The following is a 23,652-nucleotide window of genomic DNA, read 5'->3' as shown; positions in this document are numbered from 1 at the left end:
CCTGCTTCCGTAGTCTCGGCTCAACTCACCGGCACCAGGCCGGCCAGGATGCCACTGAAGATGATCAGGTACGAACCCACGGAGACCGCCCCGGTGGCCAGGATCGTCGCCAGCGGCGGTTGACGGACCAGCTGGTAGGCGATCAGGCCAGGTGCCACGAAGCCGAGGGTCTGGTGCGAGAACAGCAGCGGGAAGTCCTGCTGGATGACCAGGAAGAGGGTGGTCTGGAGCAGCACGCTGAGCAGCACGATCGCCGCGAACAGCCGCTTGCCGTAAAGGATGACCACCCGCTGCATGACCCGGGTGAGTCCCCAGGTCACCCCGGTCATCGCGACGATCACCAGCACCTGGCGGTACTCCTCGACCAGGGCCAGCGCCAGCCAACCCGGCGTGATCATGCCACCGGGGGAGAGATTGGTGGTGAGGTAGCAGGCCAGCGCGAGGACCAGCCCGACGCCCAGGCAGAGCGTGGACAGCTCGGGCGTCAGTTCTCCGTTGATCATGAGGAACTCCGGTAGACGGACGGCCGTCGATGCGACGACTGCGGATCGGGATCGGGTGGTGTCGCAGCGGTGCCGTCGGCCGGTGGCCGGCGGCTCCGGTCCCGGCGCGGATCGTGGTCCACCGGGGCCTGCTCCGGGGGCCCGCCCACCGGCCGGCCGCGCCGGGTCGGCGGCTCCTGCTCCACCAGGCCGAACGGGTCCCGCTGGCCCGGAGACTGGGCGTGGTAACGGTCCAACTGCTCGGGGGCCAGCGCGGCGTACCGGTCCAACTGCTCGGGGGCGAGCGCGGCGTACCGGTCCGGACGCCCGGGGGCGGGCACGCCGGGGCGTTCCGGCCCGTCGTACGGTCGGGCCGTCGGGGGGCCGGGCCACGGCGCCGGGGGCGCGAGGGGCACGGGGGGTGCCGGGGGCGCGGGAGGGTTGCCGTACGTCGTCGCCGGCCGCCGGGAGGCACCGGAGGCCGGTCCGGGCGGCGAGTCGCCCCCCGGTGCGCCGTACCGACGGGCAGGGGCCTCGCCGACTGGCCGAACACTCGGACCCGGCGGCACGACACGAGCAGGCGGACCCGCCGGCACCGCACGCACAGCCGGACCCGGCGGCACCGCACGCACAGCCGGACCCGACGGCACCACACGAGCAGGCGGACCCGGCGGCACGACACGAGCAGCCGGACCCGGCGGTACCGCACGAGCAGGTGGCTCCTGGGATACGGGACGGTCCAGACGGCTGAGCTGCGCGAGCAGGATCTCGCCCTGACCGTGGATGTTGCCGATCGCCAGCACCGAGGCGAACCCGTCGATGCTGCCGAGCACCCCGTCGAGCAGTTCCTCGGCCCCGATCCGACCGCCCAGGTCGACCACCCGGCCCTGCCAGCTCTCCTCGATCTTGACGCGGGCGCTCCGGGTCGGCTCACCGATCAGGACGACCTTGTCCGGGTCGATCCGGGAGACCAGCGCGCCCATCTGGCCGTTCCGCTCCACCCGGTCCGGCCGACAGTTGATCAGCACGTGCAGTGGTCGGGGGATCGACCCCTGTTCCTGCAACTGCTTGATGTTCATGAACGTCGACTCGGGGTCGTTGGCGGCGAAGATGTTCGCGAACCGCAGCGACGTGCCGTCCCGGCGGTACTCCTCGACGCTGAGCACCCCCGGATCGGGGGGTGCCGTCCACATACCGGTCAGGGCGGCCTCCCGGGGCACCCCGAGCAGTTCGGCCACCTTGAGGGCGATGGCCACGTTCTCCTTGAACGTGGTCCAGGTGAAGCCCGCCATCTCGTCGTCGGTGACCGATTCGGGGTCGACCGGGATCAGCTTGCAGGACCGCTTGTCCGCCTCCGCCTGCAGGATGTGCAGCCGGTCGGACTCGGCGGTGACGCAGATCCCGCCGACCGGCATGGACCGGCTCAGCGAACGGGCCACGTCGTCCAGGGTCGGCCCCATCTCGGCGAGGTGGTCCTCCCGGACGTTGCAGAGGATGCCGATGGTGGACTGGATCAGCTTGGTCTGGTTCAGCTCCTGCAACGGCGGCATGACCGCCATGCACTCGATCACCAACGCGTCCGGGTAGTAGGCGGCGGCCCGGCGGACGATGCCGATCTGCTCCACCACGTTGGCGATGCCGAACTTGCGGTAGACCGGCTCTTCGCTGGCGTCCGGGAAGATGAACCGGGCCGCCGTGCCGGTCGTCTTGGCCACCACGACCAGCCGGCCACCACGCAGCGCACCGGCGGTGAGCCGGGTGATCGAACTCTTGCCCCGGATGCCGTTGACGAGCACCCGCTGCGGGATGCGGTGCAGGCTGCGGTGATGGTTGCGCTGCTCGATGATGCCGCCCGCCAGCAATCCGAGGCACGCGAGGAGAAACACCAGATAGAGGAAGAGCATCTCAGTCACCCCTGCGGGACGACCGGACACCACGGCTACCCGCCTTCCGTCGTGGCGGGACCTTCGTCATGATCGCCGTGGGCATGCCCTCGGTGCCGCGCAGTCGTGCCGCACCCCCGAGCCGCTGCTCGCCGTGGACCGCCGCCTGACGACACACCTCCAGGCAGACCGCCACCGCGCCGATGTCGTCGTGCCAGCGCGGTGAGATCACCCGGCTGCTGTCCCCACCGGCGAGCGCCGCCGCCTCCCGGGACAGGTTGCGCAACGGCCGGAGTTGGAAGAAGTAGTACCAGCTGAACAGCAGCAGGCCGATGCCCGCCGCGACGACCGCGACCAGGAGCGCGCCCTGACGCATCTCGTTGCCGGGCAGCGCGTAGTCGGTGACCGGGCGCTCGGCCACCACCGTCCACTCCAGGTGCGCCGCCGAGCCCTCCAGCGCGACCGGCGCGGTGATCAACAGCTCACGGTCACCGTCGACCTCCGCCACCCGGGCGTACGGCTTCCCGCTGAGCGCCTCCGCCGCCGCGGTGCGCACCTGCCGGCTGGAGACCTGCTCGAAGGCGAGGTAGCCGGCCGAATCCAGGATGTCCCGCTGGTCCACGTCGACCACCCGCAGTCGCCCGTCGACCCGCTCCAACAGCCGGGTCAGGTAACGCACGTCGAACTCGGCGACCAGCGACCGCCCGTCCGCCAGCTGCGTGTACGCGTAGACGATCGGCAGTCGGCCCTGCACGTCGTGCAGCACCACACCGCCCTCCCCCGGCAACGGACCACCGGGTCGCAGCGGGGTCCGGCCCACGCTGGTGACCACACCGCCGTTCGCCGACACGAGGTAGCCGCTGCGGAACCTGCGGTTGTCGTCGAGCAGGCGGTCGAGCGCCCGGCGCAGCTGGCCGGTGCCGGCGGTGCGGTTGTCCGCGCCGACCAGGGCGAGCTTGGTGTAGCCACCGTCCAGGGTGTCGTCGACCGCGCCGGCCACGGCGGCGACCTGGTTCTCCGAGTCCCGCACCACCTGGGCCGGGAGGTCGTCCTCGTGGGGGGCGAGGGTGGCCAGGATCCCGCCTGCGGCCAACAGCACCGCGACGACCGCCGTGACGACCGCAAGACCTGCCGGTACGCCGCCGGTCGGGTCGTCCGGGCCGCGCCCCGCCGGGGTCGCGTGCTGCTGGGCGGCGAGCGTGCCGAACGCCGAGGCGATCCGGTTGACCTGGGCGTTCGCCGTCCTCGGCGGCCCCTGCATAGGGTTGCCCGAGGCCACCGCCTTGGCGTGGACGAGGAGCAGCCGCATCGGCCGCACCAGTCCGAACTGGAGGATCAGCAGCACCGCACCGGCACCCACCAGTAGGACGAGCGCGGCCAGCAGGGGCTCCCGGGTGACCGCAGCGGCGGTGACCGGGACGTACACCAGGGAGACCACCACGACACCGACCTTGCCGACGGCGTCGGCGGTGGCCACCGGGGCGATCGGCGCGGCCGGGTCCCGGTCGACCGGGCCGGCGGCCGGTGCGCCGGTGCGGGTGGCGGCGGACCCCCCGGACGTCGCTCCCACCGCCCCGGTGATCAGCCCGTCCAGCGCGGGATCGGCCGGTACGGGTGCCCCCTGCACGAGGGACCGCCCACCTCCGGGCACGGCGATCAGGACGGCCTGCTTCGCCTTCGGGTCCAGCCGGAGGGTACGGATGTGCAGGTTCAGCTCGGCGACGAGCAACCGCCCGTCGGACAGCGGTTCGACCAGGAGCAGCCGGGGGTCGTTGCCCTCGACCACCGGCAGGGCGATCCGGCCGGCGGCGGTGCCGGGGGGCAGCGCCACCGGTTGACCGACAGCGGCCACAGTGGACTTTCCGGCCGCGTCGAGGACGCCGACGCCCCGCCACTTCGGTTGGTCTCTGGTGAGTGCGGCGAGTTGGGTGGCCGCCCCGGCCGGCCGCGCGTCGTAGGCGCCTGCCGTGCGGGCCAACTCCTCCCGGCTACGGGCGACCGAGCTGTCGAGGCCACGGGCGACCGCCCTGACGAAGTCCCGCTGCGAGTCGGTCACGGCCCGGGGCACGCCGGCCTCGCTGTCGCGGCCCAGGTAGGCGAAGGCGAAGACGGCGAGCAGGGTGAGCAGCAGGGCGGCCACCAGTGCCGGCGTACCGACCCCGGTCAGCAGACGGGGCTGCGGAAGCTGTTTCTCCAGGCTGATCAGACGCCAACGGGCCAACTCTCCCTGCCCGTCCCCGGGGCGGTGGAGGCCCGCCCGCACCGGCGGTGGCGGATGGTTCATCCACGCACCCACAGTAGACAGTCGTCACCCATGTAACCGTTCCTCCCCGTGGACCAGCCGGCGTGCGAGGCTAACAGCGCTCACCGCCCGCCGGATGGCGCGATTCGCCAACTATCGAGCGAATCGGATATTCAACCGCGTGATTTACCCGTTCGGCGTGGCCGAACCACCGGGCGGGCCAAGAACCTCAAGACCATCCGCTTCTCCCCCACGGGCCAAGAGGTAGCCCCGGATGCGGGCGGCAGCAGCCCGGTAGATCTCCCGGCGGTGCGCCGGGGTCGCCGGATCCGCCAGCGCGGTCGGCAGATCCACCAACCGGATGTCCGGATTCAGATCGATCCAGGTGGGAACGGCCTCGGCCCGGGTCACCCGCCACTTCCCCTTGGCCGTCTCGGTGAAGGTGAACCGCCCCATCACGCCCTCCCGGTTGGCGGGGATCGGTTCCGCGTGCCGGGCGACCTGGTTGCCCATCCCGAAGACCACCCACTTCTGGCCGATCTTCTCGATCGGCTGCACCACGTGCGCATGGTGACCCAGGATCAGATCGATGTCCGGGGACGCGATCAACAGCTTCGACCACTCCTCCTGCTTGGCGTCCGGCAGGTTCTCGTACTCGGTGCCCCAGTGCAGACTCAGCACCACGATCTCCGCACCCGCCGCGCGCAGCTTGCGCGCCGCCGCGAGGATCCTGGGCGGCTCGATGAGGTTGGCGATCCACTCCTTGCCCGCCGGCCGTCGCAGCCCGTTGAAGTGCAGGCTGTAGGCCAGGTGCCCGACCCGTACCCCGTTCTTGGTGTAGATCCGTGGGGTGAGCGACTCCTTCTTGGTCCGCGCGCTGCCGGTGTGCCCGATCTTCGCCGCGTCCAACGCGTCCAGGGTACGGACGACCCCCGCCTCGCCCTGGTCGATGCTGTGGTTGGACGCCGTCGAGCAGGCATCGAAGCCGGTGCCCCGGATCGCGTCCACCACCTGCGGAGGGACGCTGAACTTCGGGAAGCCGACGAACGGCCCGTCCGGCTTGGCCAGCGGGGTCTCCAGGTGACAGATCGCCAGGTCAGCACCCTCGACCGCCGGGCGGGCGTGCCGGAACAACGGGTTGAAGTCGAGCGCGGCGGAACGCCCCGCACGCTTGGCGTCCCGGCCCGCCTGATGGGTCAGTTCCGGGTGCACCAGCACGTCACCGGCGCCCAGGATGGTGAACAGCCGACGCCCGGAGGAGTCCTGGCGTACGGCCGGGTCGGGCGGGGTGCTGACCGGCCCGACCTCGGCGACCGGCGCACCCGCACCGATACCCGGCGGGTCAGCGGGCGAATCGCCCCGTGTCCCGCTGGTACGCCAGACGATCAGCCCCGCTCCGGCCAGCACCGTCCCGACGAGGGCGACGATGCCCGCCACCTTCAGCGGCCGGCCGCCACCCGCACTCTCCGATTTGGACACCGCGACAGAGTAGGCCATCACGCACCGGACGTGAGGCCCCTTTCAGCGGCTCACTCGCCGTCGGCAGCCACCGTGGCCTTGCGGGGAGCAGCCTTGCGGGCCGGCGTCTTCTTGGCCGTCGTGGCCTGCTTCGTCGCGGTGGCCTTGGTGGTCGTGGCCTTGGCCGCCGTCGTCTTCTTCGCCGCCGTGGTCTTCTTGGCCGGCGCCTTCTTGGCGGGGGCCTTCTTCGCCGCCGCCTTCTTCGGGGCCGGGCCCTTCGCCCGCTTCTCGGCCAGCATCTCCGACGCCTGCTCGACGGTCAGTTCCTCCGGGGTCTGCCCGCGCCGCAGCGACGCGTTGAACTCCCCGTCGGTGACGTACGGCCCGAACCGGCCGTCCTTGATCACCAGTGGCTTCTCGGTCAGCGGGTCGACGCCCATCTCGCGCAGCGGGGGCGCGGCGGCCCGACGCTGGCGGGTCTTCGGGGCGGCCAGCAGGGCCAGCGCCTCGTCGAGGGTGACGGTGAACATCTTGTCTTCCGAGTCCAGCGAGCGGAACTCGTCACCACGCTTGACGTACGGACCGTAGCGGCCGTTGTTGGCGACCACCTCACCGCCGTCCGGGGCGACCCCGATCACCCGGGGCAGGCTGAGCAGCTTCAACGCCTCGTCGAGGGTGAGCGAGTCGGGGGTCTGCGTCCGCAGCAGCGACGACTTGCGCTCGCCGCTGGCGACGTACGGGCCGAACCGGCCGGACTTGAGCACGATCGGTTCCCCGGTGGCCGGGTCGTCGCCGAGCTTGCGCTCGCCGCCCCCGCCGAGGAACAACTCGTGCACCTTCTCCGGGGTCAGCTCGTCGGGGGCCAACCCTTCCGGGATCGGCGCCCGGTCGCCCTGGCCGCCGCCCTCCTCGCCCTCGGCCTTCGGCGTCGGCTGCTCGCCGGGCAGGGCCCGTTGCAGGTACGGCCCGAACCGGCCCACCCGCACGACGACCTCACGCCCCTCGTCGTCGGTGTGCAGCGGGATCGAGTTGACGCTGCGCGCGTCGATCTCGCTGAGGTCCTCGGTGACCAGTTTCTTCAACCCGCCCGCGTGGGCGATGGCCTGGTCACCGGTGCCGTTGCTGCTGCCGAAGTAGAACGCGGTGAGGAAGTCGACGGCGGCGTGGTCGCCCCCGGCGATCTCGTCCAGCTCGTTTTCCATGCTGGCGGTGAAGTCGTAGTCGATCAGGCGCGGGTAGTGCCGTTCCATCAGCCCGATCACCGCGAACGCCAGGAACGTCGGGATCATCGCCTGGCCGCGCTTGGTGACGTAGCCGCGGTCCTGGATCGTCTGCATGATCGACGCGTACGTCGACGGGCGGCCGATGCCCAGCTCCTCCAGCGACTTGACCAGCGACGCCTCGGTGTAGCGCGACGGCGGCTGGGTGTGGTGGCCCTGCGCGGCCAGCTCGTCGGCGGTCAACGGCTGGTCCTTGACCAGGGTGGGCAGCCGCCGCTCGGCGTCCTCGGCCTCGGCGTTCTCGTCGTCGCTGGACTCGACGTAGGCCCGCAGGAAACCCGGGTCGGTGATGGTCTTGCCGGTGGCCCCGAAGTCCGCCTCCTCCTGCGCGGCGGAGACCGCCCGGATGCGCACCGAGACGCTGGAGCCGACCGCGTCGGTCATCTGCGAGGCGATGGTGCGCCGCCAGATCAGCTCGTAGAGCTTGAACTCCTCGCCGGACAGCTCCTTGGCCACGTCGCCCGGGGTGCGGAAGTTGTCCCCCGCCGGGCGGATCGCCTCGTGCGCCTCCTGGGCGTTCTTCACCTTGCCGGTGTAGCGGCGCGGCTCCGGTGGCACGCTGCGCTCGCCGTACAGCTCGACGATCTGCCGGCGGGCCGCCGCGATGGCGGTCTCCGACAGGTTCACCGAGTCGGTACGCATGTAGGTGATGTAGCCGTTCTCGTAGAGCCGCTGCGCGGTGCGCATCGTCTGCTGCGACGAGAACCGCATCTTGCGGGCCGCCTCCTGCTGGAGGGTGGAGGTGATGAACGGCGCGTAGGGGCGACGACGGTAGGGCTTCTCCTCGACCCGGGTGACGGTGAACGGCCGCCCGTCCAACCGGGCCGCCAGGCCCCGCGCCCCGCTCTCGTCGAGGTGCACCACGCCCGCGCCGGGGCGTACCCGGCCGGTGGTCGGCTCGAAGTCCTTGCCGGTGGCGATCCGGTCGCCGTTGAGGGCGACCAGGGTGGCGTTGAAGGTACGTGGGCCCTCGCCCGGCTTCGCCACCGCCAGGGTGGCGAGGATGTCCCAGTATTCCGCGGTGCGGAAGGCCATCCGCTGGCGTTCCCGCTCGACCACGATCCGGGTCGCCACGGACTGCACCCGGCCCGCCGAGAGCCTCGGCATGACCTTCTTCCACAGCACCGGGGAGACCTCGTAGCCGTACAGCCGGTCGAGGATGCGGCGGGCCTCCTGGGCGTCGACCAGGTCCCGGTCGATCTCCCGGGGGTTGGCCACCGCGGCCTGGATGGCCGGCTTGGTGATCTCGTGGAAGACCATCCGCTTGACCGGCACCTTGGGCTTGAGGGTCTCCACCAGGTGCCAGGCGATGGCCTCGCCCTCGCGGTCCTCATCCGTGGCCAGGAAGATCTCGTCGACCTCCTTGGCCAGCTTGACCAGCTTGTTGATCTGCTGCTTACGGTCGGCGGAGACGACGTAGAGGGCGTGGAAGCCGTTGTCGACGTCCACCCCGAGGCGGGCCCACGGCTCACCCTTGTACTTGGCCGGCACGTCGGCGGCGTTACGGGGGAGGTCCCGGACGTGGCCGAAGCTGGCCTCCACGACGTACCCCGGGCCGAGATAGCCCGAGATCGTCTTGGCCTTCGCCGGTGACTCGACGATGACCAGACGGGTGGTTCCAGCGTTGCTCGGCACGTCTCTCCCCGACTCCGCTCCTGCTCCAGGCCCGATTCGGGCCGTGTCGCGCCCGCCGGACCACGGTTGGTCCGGATGTCCAACGTAACGCGCCGCCCGGGTTCCGGGTCCCGGGGGCGGCAATCAACGTCCGCGCGGCGACACCACCGACGCCACGCCGGCCGCAGCGGCCGGACGGCGCCACCGTACACCGTGGGTAGGCCCGGAAGTGGGCCACGGTGACGGGGACGGACCCCCGACCTGGGCGAATCCCGCTGCTCACGGAGTGAGACGGTCAGCATACTGTCCGCGATACTGTCCATGATCGGACACTTGGCCAGTCTGCACGACCGCCTCCGGTAGGCCGATGGTGCCGCATCCGGGGCGTCCCGACAGCGCAACATCGCCGCCGTCGGGTCGATCACCACCCGGGCCCGGGCCAACGGGGCCAGGCGGTGCAGGGCAGGGTGGGGCCGGGCAGAGCGTCGCCAGGCGGGGCGGTCACGGCCAGAGGTCGACGGGGGCGGTGGGCGGTCGGTCGCCCACCAGCTCGGCCAGCCGGGCCAGCCGCCGCCCGCCGATCCGGAACGCCGGGCCACCCGCCTCCGCCTCCAGCAGCGCCGCCGGCAGACCCACCACGGCGAGCGCCGCCCGCACCACCGGCCACCACGGCTCGTCCCGGGGATGCAGGCGCAGCAACAGGCCGGCCTCGTCGGCCGCCCCCGCGGCGGCCAGCCACAGCCGCAACCGCCGGCCGTGCAGGTGGAAGTGGCCCGGCGGACGCTTGACCCCGCCGGCCAGCCAGGCCGTCGCCAGCGGGGCGAGGGTGGTCAGATACGAGGTACGCACGACCCAGCGCTGCTCCCCGGTCGCCTCCCAGCCCGCCGCGAGCCCCCGCCGGGCCAGCTCGGCGACGAGCACGTGCACCCGCCAGGCCGCGTCCACCTCGACGGACAACCGGGCGGTACGCCCCATCCGGTGCACCTCCCCCGGGCCGGCCAACAGCCCGGACAGATCGGCGACGGACGGATCGGCCGCCTCGGAGCCGAACAGCGACAACTGGCGCACCGGCTCCCCGGGCGGGTCGGTACGACTCAGCGACACTCCGGGACCTCGTCGAAGGCCTGTTTGAGCTCTTTCGAGTTGAGCCGCCCGGTGTCCAGCGCGCTCGCGTCGTACTCCTTGTTGAGCTTGTCCACCGCCGCCTGGACGCCGTCGTAGAACACGGTGGCCCGCCCGGTGTCCAGCGCGTCGATGGTGTCACCGGCGCGTCCGTAGGCGTCCCTGATCCTCTCCAGGGACGTCCGGAACCCCTTCGACACCTCGTCGCCGCGGTCGGTCTCCGGGATGCCCGCGTCGGCGATCCGGCGGCGGGCCGTCTCGCTGGCCTGCTCGGCACCGGCGAAGAGCCGCACCAGGTTCTCCTTCGCCTGTGCCGGGGTGGTCTGCGCGGTCATCTGCTGGTGGGTGCTGCTGGTGAGCTTGCTGATCTCGGCCCGCCACGGGGTGAGCGCCTCGCAGACCGAGGCCGCCCAGGCCCGTGGGCTGGGACCGCCGCCGCAGCCGGCGACGACGAGGACGGCCGTGGTGAGGACCACCGTGAGCTTTCCGGCGGCACTCGCCCGACACGTACGCATGCGATGCAGCGTACGGCCTCCGGGCGATTGCGCCAGCGATCAGGTTTCGCGCTGGTCGGCCCCCGCAGCGGGTCCCCGGGACGGCCGGGAACCCGCTGCGTCGTCACTCAGACGTTGGCCGGTTCGACCTGCTTGGGGTCGTTGCCCGCACCGGTGCCACCACCGTCCGGGGTGGAGTCCATCGCGACGCCCTTGCGCTTGCTGAACACCACCGCCGCGACCACGATCAGGGTGGCGACCGCCGCGATCGTCAGGCGCAGCGGGGTGTTCCGGTCGTCGCCGACGCTCCAGGCCACCACGGCCGGCGCGATCAGCAACGAGACCAGGTTCATCACCTTGATCAGCGGGTTGATCGCCGGGCCGGCGGTGTCCTTGAACGGGTCACCGACGGTGTCGCCGATGACCGTCGCCTCGTGCGCCTCGGAACCCTTGCCGCCGTACGCGCCGTCCTCGACGAGCTTCTTGGCGTTGTCCCAGGCCCCACCGGAGTTGGACAGGAAGACCGCCATCAGGGTGCCCGCCCCGATCGCCCCGGCCAGGTAGGAGGCCAGTGCGCCCGGCCCGAGGCCGAAACCGACCGCGATGGGGGCGAGGATGGCCAGCAGGCCGGGGGTCATCAGTTCACGCTGGGCGTCCCGGGTGCAGATGTCGACGACCTTGCCGTACTCGGGGCGCTGGGTGCCGTCCATGATCCCGGGCAGCTCGCGGAACTGCCGGCGGACCTCCATCACGACCGCGCCGGCCGAGCGGGAGACCGCGTTGATGGCCAGCCCGGAGAAGAGGAAGACCACCGCCGCACCGATGATCAGACCGACCAGGTTGCGCGGGTTGGCGACGTTGAGCGCGCCGAGGATCTCGGCACCGACGTCACCCACGCCCGCGTCGGAGTACGCGGTACGCAGCGTGTCGGTGTACGAGCCGAACAGCGCGGTGGCCGCGAGCACGGCGGTGGCGATCGCGATGCCCTTGGTGATCGCCTTGGTGGTGTTGCCGACCGCGTCCAGCTCGGTGAGGATCCGCGCGCCGTTCTCGTCGATGTCGCCGGACATCTCGGCCACGCCCTGCGCGTTGTCGGAGATCGGGCCGAAGGTGTCCATCGCGACGATCACGCCGACGGTGGTGAGCAGGCCGGTGCCGGCCAGCGCCACCGCGAACAGCGACAGGGTGATGGAGCCGCCGCCGAGCAGGAACGCGCCGAAGACCCCGGCAGCGATCAGCAGCGCCGAGTAGACCGCCGACTCCAGGCCGACGCTGATGCCGGCGAGGATGACGGTGGCGGCACCGGTCTGCGAGCTCTTGCCGATGTCCTGCACCGGGCGGCGGGTGGTCTCGGTGAAGTAGCCGGTCAGCGCCTGGATGGCGGCGGCCAGCCCGATGCCGATGACGACCGCGGCGATGGTCACCCCGCGCGGGCCGAGCGGCGGGTCGCCGCCGTCCACGCCGAGGCTGGCCCGCCACTCGGGGCCGAGCAGGTCGGCCCAGGTCGGCTGGAGGTAGAAGTAGGAGGCGATCGCGACCAGCACCGCGGAGAACAGGGCCGAGAGGTAGAAGGCCCGGTTGATGGCGGTGAGGCCGTTGCGGTCGGAGGCGCGCAGCCGGGTGATGAACACCCCGACGATCGCCACCAGGACCCCGATCGTGGAGATGATCAGCGGCAGGACCAGGCCGTCCTCACCGAACGCGGCACGGCCGAGGATCAGCGCCGCGACCAGCGTCACCGCGTACGACTCGAAGAGGTCGGCGGCCATGCCGGCGCAGTCGCCGACGTTGTCACCCACGTTGTCGGCGATGGTGGCGGCGTTGCGCGGGTCGTCCTCCGGGATGCCCTGCTCCACCTTGCCGACCAGGTCGGCACCGACGTCGGCGGCCTTGGTGAAGATGCCGCCGCCGACCCGCATGAACATGGCGAGCAGGGCGGCACCGAAGCCGAAGCCCTCCAGCACGGTCGGCGCGTCACCCTTGAAGAAGACGACCACCATCGCCGCGCCGAACAGGCCGAGACCGACGGTGAGGAAGCCGACCACGCCACCGGTGCGGAAGGCGATCTTCATGGCGGCTTCCCGGCCACCGGTCGCCTCCCGGGCCGCCGCGGCGACCCGCAGGTTGGCGCGGGTGGCCAGCCACATGCCGGCACCGCCGATGAACGCGCTGAACAGGGCGCCGACCACGAAGAACACCGATCGGCCGATCTTCACCGCGAGTTCGCTGCCGTCGGTGTCGTGCACCGGCAACAGGAAGAGCAGCACGACGGCGACGACCACGAAGATCGCCAACGTCCTGAACTGCCGGAGCAGATAGGCGGAGGCGCCCTCCTGCACCGCGCCGGAGATCTCCTGCATGTTGGTGGTGCCCTTACCGGCTGCCAGCACGGCCTTGGTCAAGGCGGCGGCGAAGACGAGTGCCACCAGCGCGATGACCGCGGCGATGACGACGTACGTCAGGTTCTCACCGGTGAGGGACAGCGCGCCGCTATCGGCGGCCAAGGTCCCGGACATCTATGTCCTCCTGTACCGAACACTGTCGCGCCGGCCAGTGGACGTATGGCCGACGCCTGGATGCGGTGGCGCACCTGCTCCGACCCGCCCCGACGGCAGATGATCACCATCTATGTTCGCTGGCTGCGGGAAGGATCACGTGCTGACAACTCACAGACTGTAGCCCTGGTCAGTGTTGGAGGTCACACCTGGGGGACACCGTGTCCGGATGATCTCCGTAACTGTGTTATGAGGAAAAATCTGATATAGGAGGCCATCAACAGTAGGAGGCGGTGACCCACCAAGGGTCACCGCCTCATGTACGCAGAGTGTCGATCAGCGGCCGACCGGCCACACCATCCGGACCTCGGTCCCGACGCCCTCGGCCACCGGACGGACCTGGAGATCCTCCACGAAACCAGCGAGCAACGCGAAGCCCACCCCGGTGGTCAGGGCCTCGTCGGTCAACGCCTCGTTGGCCAACTCGTCGGCGTTCAACGCGGCCAGGCCCAGCCCCGCCTCGATCGGCGCCCGGTCCACCACCCGCACCGAATACGCTCCGGAGTCGGACATCTCCACCAGCACCGGATCGGCCAACCCGTACTGGTGGTGCAGGGCGACCGCCCGGGTGCACGCCTCACCGATGGCCAACCGCACCTCGTCGAGCAGATCCTCCCGAACCCCGGCCCGACGGGCCACCGCGACACCGACCAGGCGGGCGGTACGCACGTGCACCGGGGCCGGCGAGAAGGAGAGCCGGACCGTCGCCATCACGTGCCGGAGCCGGTGGGGTCGGCGGCGATCGCCGCGTCGACCGTCGGATGCAGGGGGAAGACCTGGTCCAGGGCGGTGATCCGGAAGATCTTCAGCAGCGGCTCCTTGTCGCAGACCAGGGCGAACGACCCCCCGGCCGAACGCAGCCGCTTGAGGGCGCCGACCAGCACCCCCAGGCCCGTGGAGTCGAGAAAGTCCACCCGGCCCAGGTCGACCACGACCTGCCGGGCGCCGCCGTCGATCAACTCCAGGAGCCGTTCGCGCAGTCGTGGTGCGGTGTAGACGTCCACCTCACCGCCGACCTCGAGCACCGTGTGCTCCCCCACGGTGCGGGTCGCCAGCGACAGCTCCATCAGTCCTCCTCCGAGAGCCGTAAACTCTCCTGGGCATCTAACCATCCCCGCCGGACGGCCCGGCGAGGTCACCGGCGGCGGCTCCTCCATACCCACCGGGCCGGTTGTTCAGCACCGAACACCAGTGCGAGAGTGCAGGACGTGAACCCCGCAGCCACCGCTACCGCAGGCCCCGGCACCGGGCGAGGGCCCGCCGAGCTGCTGCACCGGCTGCGCACCCGGCACCGGGCCGACCCGGTCACCCACGTCGAGCGGGTGCCGGCCCGCGCCGGGCAACAGGCGCCCTGGCCGCAGTGGGCACCCGAGGAACTACGGTCGGCGTTCGCCCGACGCGGCGTCACCGCCCCCTGGCGGCACCAGGCCGAGGCCGCCGAGCTGGCGTACGCCGGGCAGCACGTGGTGGTCGCCACCGGCACGGCGTCCGGAAAGTCCCTGGCGTACCAGCTCCCGGCGCTGGCCACCCTGCTCGCCGACCCCCGGGCCACGGTGCTCTACCTGGCCCCCACCAAGGCCCTCGCCGCCGACCAGCTGCGCGCCGTCGCCGGCCTCGACCTCGACGGGGTACGCCCCGCCTGCTACGACGGCGACACCCCGCGCACCGAACGGGAGTGGATCCGCCGGCACTCCCGGTTCGTACTCACCAACCCGGACATGCTGCACCACGGCATCCTCCCCGGGCACGCGCACTGGTCTGGGTTCCTGCGCCGGCTGACGTACGTGATCGTCGACGAGTGCCACACCTACCGGGGCGTCTTCGGCTCCCACGTGGCGCACGTGCTGCGTCGGCTACGCCGCCGGTGCGACCAGTTCGGCCGTACCCCCGTGTTCCTGCTGGCCTCGGCCACGTCGGGCGACCCGGCGGCGACCGCCGGGCGGCTCACCGGCCTGCCGGTCACCGCCGTCACCGAGGACACCTCGCCGCGCGGCGGGGTCACCTTCGCGCTCTGGGAACCGCCGCTGCTGCCGCCGAACACCGACGTCGAGGCCGTCGCCGACGACCTGACCCAGGTCCGCCGGTCGGCGCTGCGGGAGACCGCCGACCTGCTCGCCGACACTGTCGCCGAGGGGGTACGCACGCTCGCCTTCGTCCGGTCCCGACGCGGCGCGGAGGTCGTCGCCGCGAACGCCCGACGGGCCCTGGACGAGGCGGTGCCCGGCCTCGGCGAACGGGTCGCCGCCTACCGGGCCGGCTACCTGCGCGAGGAACGCCGGGAGCTGGAACGGGCCCTGCTCCACGGTGAGCTGCTCGGGCTGGCGTCCACCAACGCGCTGGAGCTCGGCGTCGACCTGGTCGGGCTGGACGCGGTGCTGATCTGCGGCTGGCCGGGCACCCGGGCGTCGCTGTGGCAGCAGGCCGGCCGGGCCGGCCGCTCCGGCGACGAGGCGCTCGCCGTGCTGGTGGCCCGGGACGACCCGCTCGACACCTACCTGGTGCACCACCCGGAGGCCCTGTTCGGCCGGCCCGTCGAGGCAACGGTGCTCGACCCGGCCAACCCGTACGTGCTCACCCCGCAGCTCGCCTGCGCCGCCGCCGAGTCCCCGCTCACCCCTACCGACCTGGACCTGTTCGGCGAGGGGGCGAAGGAGGCCGTCGACGAGTTGGTGCGGGCCGGTGACCTGCGGCAGCGGCCCACCGGCTGGTACTGGCGGCACCGGGAACGCCCCGAGGTCGACCTGCGTGGCCAGGGCGGGGCGCCGGTCTGCGTGGTGGAGGCGTCCACCGGCCGGCTGCTCGGCACCGTCGACGGCGGGTCGGCGCACTTCCTCGTCCACCCCGGGGCTGTCTACCTGCACCAGGGCGTCTCGTACGTGGTCGACGCGTTGGACCTCGACGACGGGTGCGCGCTGGTGCACGCCGAGGAGCCGGACTGGTCCACCCACGCCCGGGACGTCACCTCGCTCTCGGTGGTGTCGGTCCGCTCCTACCGGGACGCCGGGCCGGTCGGGCTCTTCCTCGGTGAGGTGGACGTGACCAGCCAGGTGGTCTCCTACCAGCGTCGCCGGATCGCCTCCGGCGAGGTCATCGACACCCGCCCGCTGGACCTGCCCGCCCGGGAGCTACGGACCGTCGCGGTCTGGTTCACGCTCTCCCCACAGTCGCTGGCGGCGGCCGGGGTCGAGCCGGCGGACGTGCCGGGGGCCCTGCACGCCGCCGAACACGCCGCGATCGGGTTGCTGCCGCTGATGGCCACCTGCGACCGGTGGGACATCGGCGGGCTGTCCACCGCCCTACACCCGGACACCGAGGCGCCCACCGTGTTCGTCTACGACGGTCACCCCGGCGGGGCCGGCTTCGCCGAGCGGGCCTACCGGACGGCAGCGGCCTGGCTGGGCGCCACCCGGGACGCCATCGTCGAGTGCGGCTGCGAGTCGGGCTGCCCGTCCTGCGTCCAGTCCCCCAAGTGCGGCAACGGCAACAACCCGCTGTCCAAGCCGGATGCGGTCCGGGTCCTCGACGTGGTCCTGACCAACCTCCCCACCGGGATGCCCGTCCCCACCCAGCCCACCCCTGCCCCGCTGGTTCCTGTCCCACCGGCTCCCGCCCAGCCGACTCCCGCCGAACCGGCTCCCGCCCCGGCTGCTGCCCAACCGGCTCCCGCCCAGCCAGCTCCCGCCCAGCCAGCTCCCGTCCAACCGGCTCCCGCCCAGCCAGCTCCCGCCCAACCGGCTGCTGCCCAGCCGGCTCCCGCTCCCGCTGCTGCCCAGCGGGCCTCCGCCGAGCGGTAGCGCGGCGCGGTCGGCGGTTGCTGCGGGTGCGGTGCGATTCCGGCCCGTGATCGTGCTTGAGCCGGAGGACAAGTGGGCATTGATGCATGGGAGCGCTTCCATCGATAATGGGGAGTGCAGCCCCACCGCCGACCCTGCCGTTCTTCCCCCTTTGGAGGAGAAGCCGTGGCCGACACCATCGCCGAGACCGTCGACCTGCTCTACACCATCGACCAGGACAATCTCACCCCGGACCAGTTGATCGCGCTGGGTGCCGCACTGGCCAGCCTGGCGCAGGCGGAACGCCTGGACCAGATCAACGAACGACTGCGGGGCATCCACCAGGTGCTCAACACCTGGGCGCTCAAGGCGACCGCCGAGGGGCGTTGACGGCGACCGCTCACCGCTGACGACGGCGAGGCTCACCACTGACGACGGCGAGGCTCACTACTGACGGTGGTGATCGCTGATTGCTGGCTGGCACTGACGGTGGTGATCGCCGGCTGCTGCCTGGTGCCTGGTGGCGGGCGCTGACCGTGGGGTTGTGCGAGACTCCGGCGCACCCTTCGGAGGAGTTTTCATGCAGCTAGACAGTTTGCAGGCGCAGCACCAGTTCCACGTCCGACAGCGGATCCGGATGATGGTCAACCAGTACGAGGTCCGGGCCGTGGCGGCGGACGGCACCGAGGGCGAGTTGTTGGCGTTCGCGCAGCAGAAGCGGCTCGCCTTCAAGGAGCAGGTCACCATCTACACCGACGACTCCAAGCAGCACCCCCTGCTCGGTTTCAAGGCCCGGCAGCGGCTCGACCTCGGTGCCACGTACGACGTGACCGACCACGCCGGCACGCCGATCGGGCTGTTCCGCAAGGACTTCGCCCAGTCCCTGCTCCGCTCGACCTGGCACGTCGAGCAGGCCGGCCTGCCGCAGATCACCGGTCAGGAACGCAGCATGCCGGTGGCGCTGCTGCGCCGGTTCGTCGACTCGCTGTCGTGGCTGCCCTACCACTTCGATTTCATCGCGGGTGGCCAGTCGGTCTTCTCCGTGATCAAGAAGTGGGGGCTGCGGGACCGTTACGTCGTCGAGGTGTCGCACCCGCAGATCGACCGGCGGCTGGTGATCGCCATGGCGATCGGCCTGGACGCACTCCAGGGCCGCTGAGCCACCGGCCGGCCCGGTCTCGGCTCGCCACCGGCCGGCCCGGTCTCGGCTCGCCACCGGCCGGCCCGGTCTCGGCTCGCCGCCGTACGGCCCGGGACGGCCGTCGCCCGGCTCGCCTCCACGGCGTCGACGTCTCGCCGGGACCTCCGGAACCCGCCTTCCGGCTGCCGCGCCGTGCTCGGGCACGGCAGCCGGAGACGGGTTGCCGCACCGGCGTGCGGCGGTCAGCCGCGCACCGGTCCGGCGCGGGCGGTGACGGTGGCGAACCGCCGCAGTCCCGGCAGCGGGGTGACCGCCACCTCGACCGTCACCACCACGTCGAGCCCGTCCACCTGACAGGCGACCAGCCGGGCGGCGTTGGCGCGGACGAACTCGTCGGCGGTCGCACAAGCCGGCCCGGCCCCCTGCCACACCTGACCGGCCCCGGCCAGCGCCCCGAAGTCGGCACCGACCCGGGCCTGGTGCCGTGCCAGCCGGGCTGCGCCGATCGCCGCCCCGAACCCCCCGACCAGCACGAAGACCATGCCGACGGCGAGCAACAGCACGGTCGCCCCGCCCCGCTCCGACGCGCGGTCAGAGCGGACCGGCGCATGCTCCCTGGCGGTGGCCTCGGCGGTGCCCGGGACGCGGACGGTCCGGCAGGCGCGGATCACGAGCCGGTGCCCGGCAGGCCCGAAGCCGGCAGGCCCGGTTCGATGGCGGCGACCGTGCTGGCCTCGACGGTCAGCCGTGGCAGCCGGGCCCCGAGCGCCCGGACGGGGGCCCGCACCGTCACGGTGACCCGGTCCGCCTGCACCGAGATCGAGACGACCGCAGCCTCGGGTGCGATCCGGGTGCCCGTGTCGGTGCCGTCCCCGCCCCGGGCGGCGGCGAGCGCCGCCTCCCGGGCCGCGTCCAGGCAGGTCGCCTTCGTGGTGACCGCGTCGACGGCGGTGAGCCCGGCGAACAGGAGCACGAGCAGCGCCGGCAGGCCGGCCGCCAGTTCGGCGGTGAACGAACCCCGGTCCCGACCGGCCGGCCGGCGCGGTCTCACTTCAACGCCCGATCGATCACGGCCGTCAGGGCCGACTGCACGTTGCCCGAGGTGAGCACCTTGAGCAGGATGCCGGCGAAGGCGACGGCGGCGAGGGTGCCCACGGCGTACTCGGCGGTGTTCATCCCCGCGTCGCCGCGCAGCCGGGTGTGGAGCCGGCGGAGAAGTTTGCGCATCTGTCGTTTCCCTTTCTCGATGAGGGGTCACAGCACGTCGCCGAGGACGGCGACGATCACCGGCACCAGGCCGGCGAGAATGAAGGCCGGCAGGAAGCACAGGCCCAGCGGCAGCACGATCAGCACGCCGGCCCGTCGGGCGGACGCCTCCGCCGCCGTGGACCGGTCGGCCCGAAGGTCGTCGGCGACGCGGGTCAGGGCACCGGCCAGCGCCGCACCGCTGCGGGAAGAGCGCAGCGCGGCACCGACCATCCGGTCGGCCCCGGGCACCGGCGTGAGGTGTGCCCACGCCTCCGCTGGCTCGCCGCCGAGCAGCAGGGTCCGCCCGATCCGTCCGAGCCGGACCGCCAGTGGACCGTCCAGAGCATCGGCCACCGCGAGCACCGAGCGGTCCACCGGTGCACCCGCTCGCATGGCTGCTGCCAGCAGGTCGGCGGCGAGTGGCAGGTCGGCGGTCTCCCGTGACCGGCTCTTGCGAACGGCAGGTGGTTCGATCCGGCGGAGCATCCGGTCCGCCGTCAGCGCGGTCAGTGCCCCGCCCAGGGCTCCGACCCAACCGCCGGCCAGCAGTAGGACCGCCAGCCCCGCCAGGGCGGCTCCGAGCCGTACCCGGTCGGGCCACCAGCCTGGCCGGCGTCTGCCGGTCCGCCGGCCGGTCAGTACGTCCCACCTCCGGCCGGCCCGGTTGCCACGCACCATGACCAGCAGCGCGGCCGTGACCAGGCAACCGGCTGACACGTTCGCCGGTGACATCAGCCGCCGCCACCCGGCGTGGCACCCAGCCGCTCGGCCCAGAGCAACCCGCCGACCTGGAGACCCATCGCGGTCAGCGCGCACCCGGCACCCACCGGGGTGTGCAGCAGCACCGCCAGTGGGTCGACGCCGATGCCGTAGCCGAGGGCGACACCACCGAGTGGAAGCGCGGCCAGCAGCAGCGCGGTGGCGTTGGCACCCGCCGCCTGGGCGGCCGCGGCGGCCATTCCCCGGTCGAACGCCCGCGCGTCGGCCTCGACCCGTTCGAGGAGGTCGGCCAGGGGTGCCCCCGTCCGGTCGGCGAGTCGGACCGCCGCCCGAGCCAACCGTTCGAGCCGGTCCGTCCCGGCCGGATCATCCGTCGTCGTGCCCGAGCGGCTTCCCCGGCCCGGGAGTCCGTCGCCCGACCGGGACACTGACAGCAGGCCCACCGGTGTGCCCGTACCGACGCCATGATCGGTAGCGGGTCCGGGGTCGGTGCCGAGCAGGCGGGGGGCGGTCAGCGGAGCCGGCCCGGCCACCGGTCGGCCGGGGCCGCTCGGACGGTCCGCGCCCGATGGGGCGGCGGTGCGGTCGAGCGTCGGAACGGGCAGACCAGCACGCAGGTCCGCAGCGAGCGCCCCCAGCCGGTCCAGTTGGCGGCGACGCTCCCGGCTGGCCTGCCCTGCCGCCCGCCTGCGACGCACGGCGCGGACCCCGAGCATCCCGTATCCGGCCAGGAGAGCGGCGGCGACCGGCCCGGCGGCGACACCACCCGCACCCGCTCCCACGAGCCCGACCAGCAGCATGATCCGTCGCGGACGGTCGGACGCCCGCCACCGCAGCGGGCCTCGACCGGTGACCCACCGATTGACCGTCGGAGGTGCGCCATGGGTGTCCGGAGGGGCCGGGGTGCCCGGCGGTGTGGCGAGCACACGGCGGCGGCGACGCCGGTTGGGGCTTACCGGCCAGGCGACCACCAGGGCCGCACCGGCCAGGAGGGCCGTGACCAGCCACCACGGGGATGTCACGCCAGCCCCGCCGTACCGGACCCGGGTGCCCGCAGCAGGGACGGCACCGGGACTCCCCGATCCCGCAGCAGGGTGACCAGCGCGGGCCCGGCAGGCCCGACGCCGTGGCCCCGTACCCAGGCCGGCACCACCGTCACCAGCCGGTCCGACCCGTCCGCCAACAGTAGGCAGATCGACTCCAGCAGTCGGCCGTCGGCGCCTCGACGGACCTGCACCAGCACCTGGAGCGCAGCGGCGACCTGGGCGTGCAGCGCCGCCCGGGGCAGCCCGCCGAGCAGCCCGAGGGCCTCCAACCGGGCCGGCACGTCGGCCGGGGTGTTGGCGTGCAGGGTGCCCGCCCCGCCGTCGTGGCCGGTGTTGAGCGCGGCCAGCAGGTCCACCACCTCCGCACCCCGGCACTCGCCCACGACCAGCCGGTCGGGACGCATCCGCAACGCCTGCCGGACCAGCGCGCTCAGCCCGACCACGCCCGCGCCCTCCACGTTGGCCGTCCGGGCCTGGAGACCGACCACGTGCGGGTGCACCGGGTGCAGCTCGGCGGCGTCCTCCACCAGCACGATGCGTTCCGTCGTCGGCACCAGGCCCAGCATCGTGTTGAGCAGGGTGGTCTTGCCCGAGCCGGTGCCGCCGGTGACCAGGTAGGCCAGCCGGGCGGCGACCACCGCGGCGAGCACCGGTGCCACCGGGTGCGGCACGGTGCCCTGTTGGACCAGCTCGTCGAGGGTGAACGGGCGGTGCCGGAAGGTCCGCAGGGACAGGTACGGCCCGTCGGTCGCCACCGGAGGCAGTACGGCGTGCAGCCGGGTGCCGTCGGGCAGCCGCGCGTCAGCGTAGGGCGAGCCGTCGTCGAGTCGACGCCCGGCGGCAGCGGTGAGCCGTTGCGCCAGCCGGCGTACGTCGTCGACCGTGCCGAGCGGCACCGCCACCTGGTGCAGCCCGGCGCCCCGGTCGACCCAGACCCGGACACCGTTGACGAGTACGTCGGTGACCTGCGGGTCTTCGAGCAGTGGGGCGAGCGGCCCGGCACCCACCAGATCGTCGTGCACCCGGTTGGCGATCCGCAGCACGGCGGTGTCGCCGAGGACGGCGGCGGAGGGTTCGGCACGGACGGCGGAGACGATCGCCGCCGGGGTGACCGGGGTCGCCGCTTCGGCCATCCGTTGTCGGACCCGGGCGGCGAACCCGTCGGACCGGTCGGTCATGCCGCACCCGGCACGGGCAGCCCGGTCAGCTCGGTGACCAGTCGGCGGCAGAGTGCGGCGAGGGGGCCACGGCCAGCGGCGGCCGGTGCCTCACCGCGTTCCAGCCCCCGGCACAGCGCCGGTTCGGGGCGCAGCGTCCCGGCCAGCGGGAGCCCCAGGGCCCGAGCCACCTCGGTCGCTCGCAACCGGCCGGGGGCGGGGCCCCGGACGATCACTCCCAGGGTGGCGCAGTGCGGGGCTGCGGCGGCGACCACCCGGGCCGCCGCCGCGGTGGCCCGCAGCTCCGCCGGCACCACCACGTACGCCTGGTCGGCGGCCTGCAACGCGATCACTGCGGCGTCGTCGAGCTGGCGCGGCAGGTCGACCACGACGAAGTCCCGACCCCGCCGGGCCGCGTCCACGGTTGCGGCCATCGCCTGCGCGGGCAGGGCCAGCGGCTCACCCCGGTCCCAGGAGAGGACGACCAGGTCACCCCGGTGCGGCAGGGCGCGGACCAGGGCGGGCGCGTCGACCCGGCCGTCGGCGTCGGTGAGGGACGGCCAGCGCAGCCCGTCCAGTTCCTCCCAGCCGAGCACCAGGTCGAGCCCGCCGCCGAGCGGGTCCGCGTCGACCAGCAGGGTCCGCAGGTGGGCGCGGGCGGCGGTGACCGCCAGGCCACCGGCGAGGACGCTGGCACCGGCCCCTCCCCGGCCGCCGAGCACCGCGACCGTCCGGGCCGGGCCGGCCGGGTTGCCGCCCGGCGCGCACTCGGTGAACCGGTCGACCAGCCAGGGCTCGGCGGCGGGCAGAACGGCGACGTGCTCGGCACCGATCAGCTCGGCGATCTCCCAGCCCGGGTCGAGTTCACCCGACCGCCCGACCAGCACCGTGCGGGGCCGGCGGGGCAGCCGACCCCGCAGGCAGGCCTGGGCCTGGTCGCTGCCGACGAGCACCAGGGGCGCGGGGAGCCAGCGGGAACGGGCGGCAGCCGCGTCGGCGGCCACCTCCACCTCGGTGCCGCCCGCTGCGGCGAGCCGCAACAGCTCGTCGAGGAGGTCACTGTCGGAGGTGACCAGCAACGGCAGTCGTCGGTGGGGCGGAAGGGAGGTACGGGGCGGCATCACGGCCTCCAGCGGTCGGGGGTGCTGGGTCAGACCCTGCGCCGGATCCCCCGGTGCGTGCCGCCCGCGACGGCTTGCCTGTGGACAACGGGACGGCCTGTGGACAGCCCCCGCCACCGCAGGTGATCTGCTATGACCACCGGCCGGCGGGTTGGTGGGCGGACTGGCCGCAGGCCCCTCCCCGACCGCCCGTTCGACCGCCCGCAGAACCCGACCGGAGGTCCCTGACCAGCACCGGAGCCACCGCCAGCACACCATCTGGTGGGCCGGAGCGGCCGAACGACGCCGGCAGTCCCGGGACGTGCGGGAAGGAACG

Annotated in this window: 17 protein-coding genes and 3 pseudogenes; 3 read left to right on the top strand and 17 right to left on the bottom strand. The window is 72.9% G+C overall.

The window, feature by feature from the left end; translation table 11 throughout:
• Window positions 1–20: 20 nt before the first annotated feature.
• From AB0C22_RS02660 to AB0C22_RS02615, 10 genes are all read right to left on the bottom strand, one after another.
• Window positions 21–503: a poly-gamma-glutamate biosynthesis protein PgsC/CapC gene (locus AB0C22_RS02660; RefSeq protein WP_208565561.1), complete on the bottom strand. Its 483-nt coding sequence runs from the start codon at window positions 501–503 to the stop codon at window positions 21–23.
• Window positions 500–2,386 carry a poly-gamma-glutamate synthase PgsB gene (gene pgsB, locus AB0C22_RS02655; protein ID WP_357533087.1) on the bottom strand — a complete coding sequence of 629 codons (1,887 nt, stop codon included), beginning with the start codon at window positions 2,384–2,386 and terminating at the stop codon, window positions 500–502. The genes AB0C22_RS02660 and pgsB overlap by 4 nt, the downstream gene beginning before the upstream one ends.
• Window position 2,387: 1 nt before the next feature.
• Window positions 2,388–4,649, bottom strand: a complete 2,262-nt coding sequence (locus tag AB0C22_RS02650) for a cache domain-containing protein (RefSeq protein ID WP_357533085.1) — start codon at window positions 4,647–4,649, stop codon at window positions 2,388–2,390.
• Window positions 4,650–4,793: 144 nt separating this feature from the next.
• A complete protein-coding gene (locus AB0C22_RS02645) occupies window positions 4,794–6,086 on the bottom strand; it encodes a CapA family protein (RefSeq protein ID WP_308290984.1) in 1,293 nt (430 codons plus the stop codon).
• Between the two features lie 50 nt (window positions 6,087–6,136).
• Entirely contained in the window at window positions 6,137–8,980 is a 2,844-nt protein-coding gene (gene topA, locus AB0C22_RS02640) for a type I DNA topoisomerase (protein ID WP_357533083.1), read from the bottom strand.
• Window positions 8,981–9,460: 480 nt separating this feature from the next.
• Window positions 9,461–10,063 carry a hypothetical protein gene (locus tag AB0C22_RS02635; RefSeq protein WP_357533081.1) on the bottom strand — a complete coding sequence of 201 codons (603 nt, stop codon included), beginning with the start codon at window positions 10,061–10,063 and terminating at the stop codon, window positions 9,461–9,463.
• On the bottom strand, window positions 10,054–10,596 hold the full coding sequence (locus AB0C22_RS02630) for a hypothetical protein (RefSeq protein ID WP_208565556.1): 543 nt from the start codon (window positions 10,594–10,596) through the stop codon (window positions 10,054–10,056). The genes AB0C22_RS02635 and AB0C22_RS02630 overlap by 10 nt, the downstream gene beginning before the upstream one ends.
• A 107-nt stretch (window positions 10,597–10,703) precedes the next feature.
• The gene (locus tag AB0C22_RS02625) at window positions 10,704–13,091 is read right to left on the bottom strand and encodes a sodium-translocating pyrophosphatase (protein ID WP_219465955.1); all 2,388 of its coding nucleotides are present in this window, start codon (window positions 13,089–13,091) and stop codon (window positions 10,704–10,706) included.
• 315 nt (window positions 13,092–13,406) lie between these two features.
• Window positions 13,407–13,844, bottom strand: a complete 438-nt coding sequence (locus AB0C22_RS02620; protein WP_091244524.1) for an ATP-binding protein — start codon at window positions 13,842–13,844, stop codon at window positions 13,407–13,409.
• The gene (locus AB0C22_RS02615) at window positions 13,841–14,197 is read right to left on the bottom strand and encodes an STAS domain-containing protein (protein WP_219465953.1); all 357 of its coding nucleotides are present in this window, start codon (window positions 14,195–14,197) and stop codon (window positions 13,841–13,843) included. The genes AB0C22_RS02620 and AB0C22_RS02615 overlap by 4 nt, the downstream gene beginning before the upstream one ends.
• 132 nt (window positions 14,198–14,329) lie before the next feature.
• On the opposite strand from AB0C22_RS02615, the pseudogene AB0C22_RS02610 reads away from it, so the two are divergent.
• From AB0C22_RS02610 to AB0C22_RS02600, 3 genes and pseudogenes are all read left to right on the top strand, one after another.
• Window positions 14,330–16,675, top strand: a pseudogene (locus tag AB0C22_RS02610) (DEAD/DEAH box helicase); the annotation flags it as partial.
• 414 nt (window positions 16,676–17,089) lie between these two features.
• Window positions 17,090–17,293, top strand: coding sequence for a hypothetical protein (locus AB0C22_RS02605; protein ID WP_208565553.1), 204 nt, complete (start codon window positions 17,090–17,092; stop codon window positions 17,291–17,293).
• Between the two features lie 190 nt (window positions 17,294–17,483).
• Window positions 17,484–18,062 carry a hypothetical protein gene (locus AB0C22_RS02600; protein ID WP_357533077.1) on the top strand — a complete coding sequence of 193 codons (579 nt, stop codon included), beginning with the start codon at window positions 17,484–17,486 and terminating at the stop codon, window positions 18,060–18,062.
• Window positions 18,063–18,286: 224 nt separating this feature from the next.
• Here the strand turns inward: AB0C22_RS02600 and AB0C22_RS02595 are convergent.
• From AB0C22_RS02595 to ssd, 7 genes and pseudogenes are all read right to left on the bottom strand, one after another.
• Window positions 18,287–18,631 (bottom strand): annotated as a pseudogene (locus AB0C22_RS02595) (Rv3654c family TadE-like protein); the annotation flags it as partial.
• A gap of 80 nt (window positions 18,632–18,711) precedes the next feature.
• On the bottom strand, window positions 18,712–19,095 hold the full coding sequence (locus AB0C22_RS02590; RefSeq protein ID WP_357533075.1) for a TadE family type IV pilus minor pilin: 384 nt from the start codon (window positions 19,093–19,095) through the stop codon (window positions 18,712–18,714).
• Window positions 19,092–19,271 carry a DUF4244 domain-containing protein gene (locus AB0C22_RS02585; protein WP_091244508.1) on the bottom strand — a complete coding sequence of 60 codons (180 nt, stop codon included), beginning with the start codon at window positions 19,269–19,271 and terminating at the stop codon, window positions 19,092–19,094. The genes AB0C22_RS02590 and AB0C22_RS02585 overlap by 4 nt, the downstream gene beginning before the upstream one ends.
• Before the next feature lie 27 nt (window positions 19,272–19,298).
• The gene (locus tag AB0C22_RS02580) at window positions 19,299–20,024 is read right to left on the bottom strand and encodes a type II secretion system F family protein (RefSeq protein ID WP_357533073.1); all 726 of its coding nucleotides are present in this window, start codon (window positions 20,022–20,024) and stop codon (window positions 19,299–19,301) included.
• Window positions 20,024–20,344, bottom strand: a pseudogene (locus tag AB0C22_RS02575) (hypothetical protein); the annotation flags it as partial. The gene AB0C22_RS02580 and the pseudogene AB0C22_RS02575, both read right to left, overlap by 1 nt.
• A 686-nt stretch (window positions 20,345–21,030) precedes the next feature.
• Window positions 21,031–22,236, bottom strand: coding sequence for a TadA family conjugal transfer-associated ATPase (locus AB0C22_RS02570; RefSeq protein WP_357533071.1), 1,206 nt, complete (start codon window positions 22,234–22,236; stop codon window positions 21,031–21,033).
• Window positions 22,233–23,336, bottom strand: coding sequence for a septum site-determining protein Ssd (gene ssd / locus AB0C22_RS02565; protein ID WP_357533069.1), 1,104 nt, complete (start codon window positions 23,334–23,336; stop codon window positions 22,233–22,235). The genes AB0C22_RS02570 and ssd overlap by 4 nt, the downstream gene beginning before the upstream one ends.
• Window positions 23,337–23,652 lie beyond the last annotated feature (316 nt).

This window comes from Micromonospora sp. NPDC048894 (genome assembly GCF_040649765.1).
Lineage (GTDB): Bacteria > Actinomycetota > Actinomycetes > Mycobacteriales > Micromonosporaceae > Micromonospora > Micromonospora antibiotica.
Note: the sequence above shows the minus strand (reverse complement) of the source record. Positions and strands in the feature narration are given on the sequence as shown.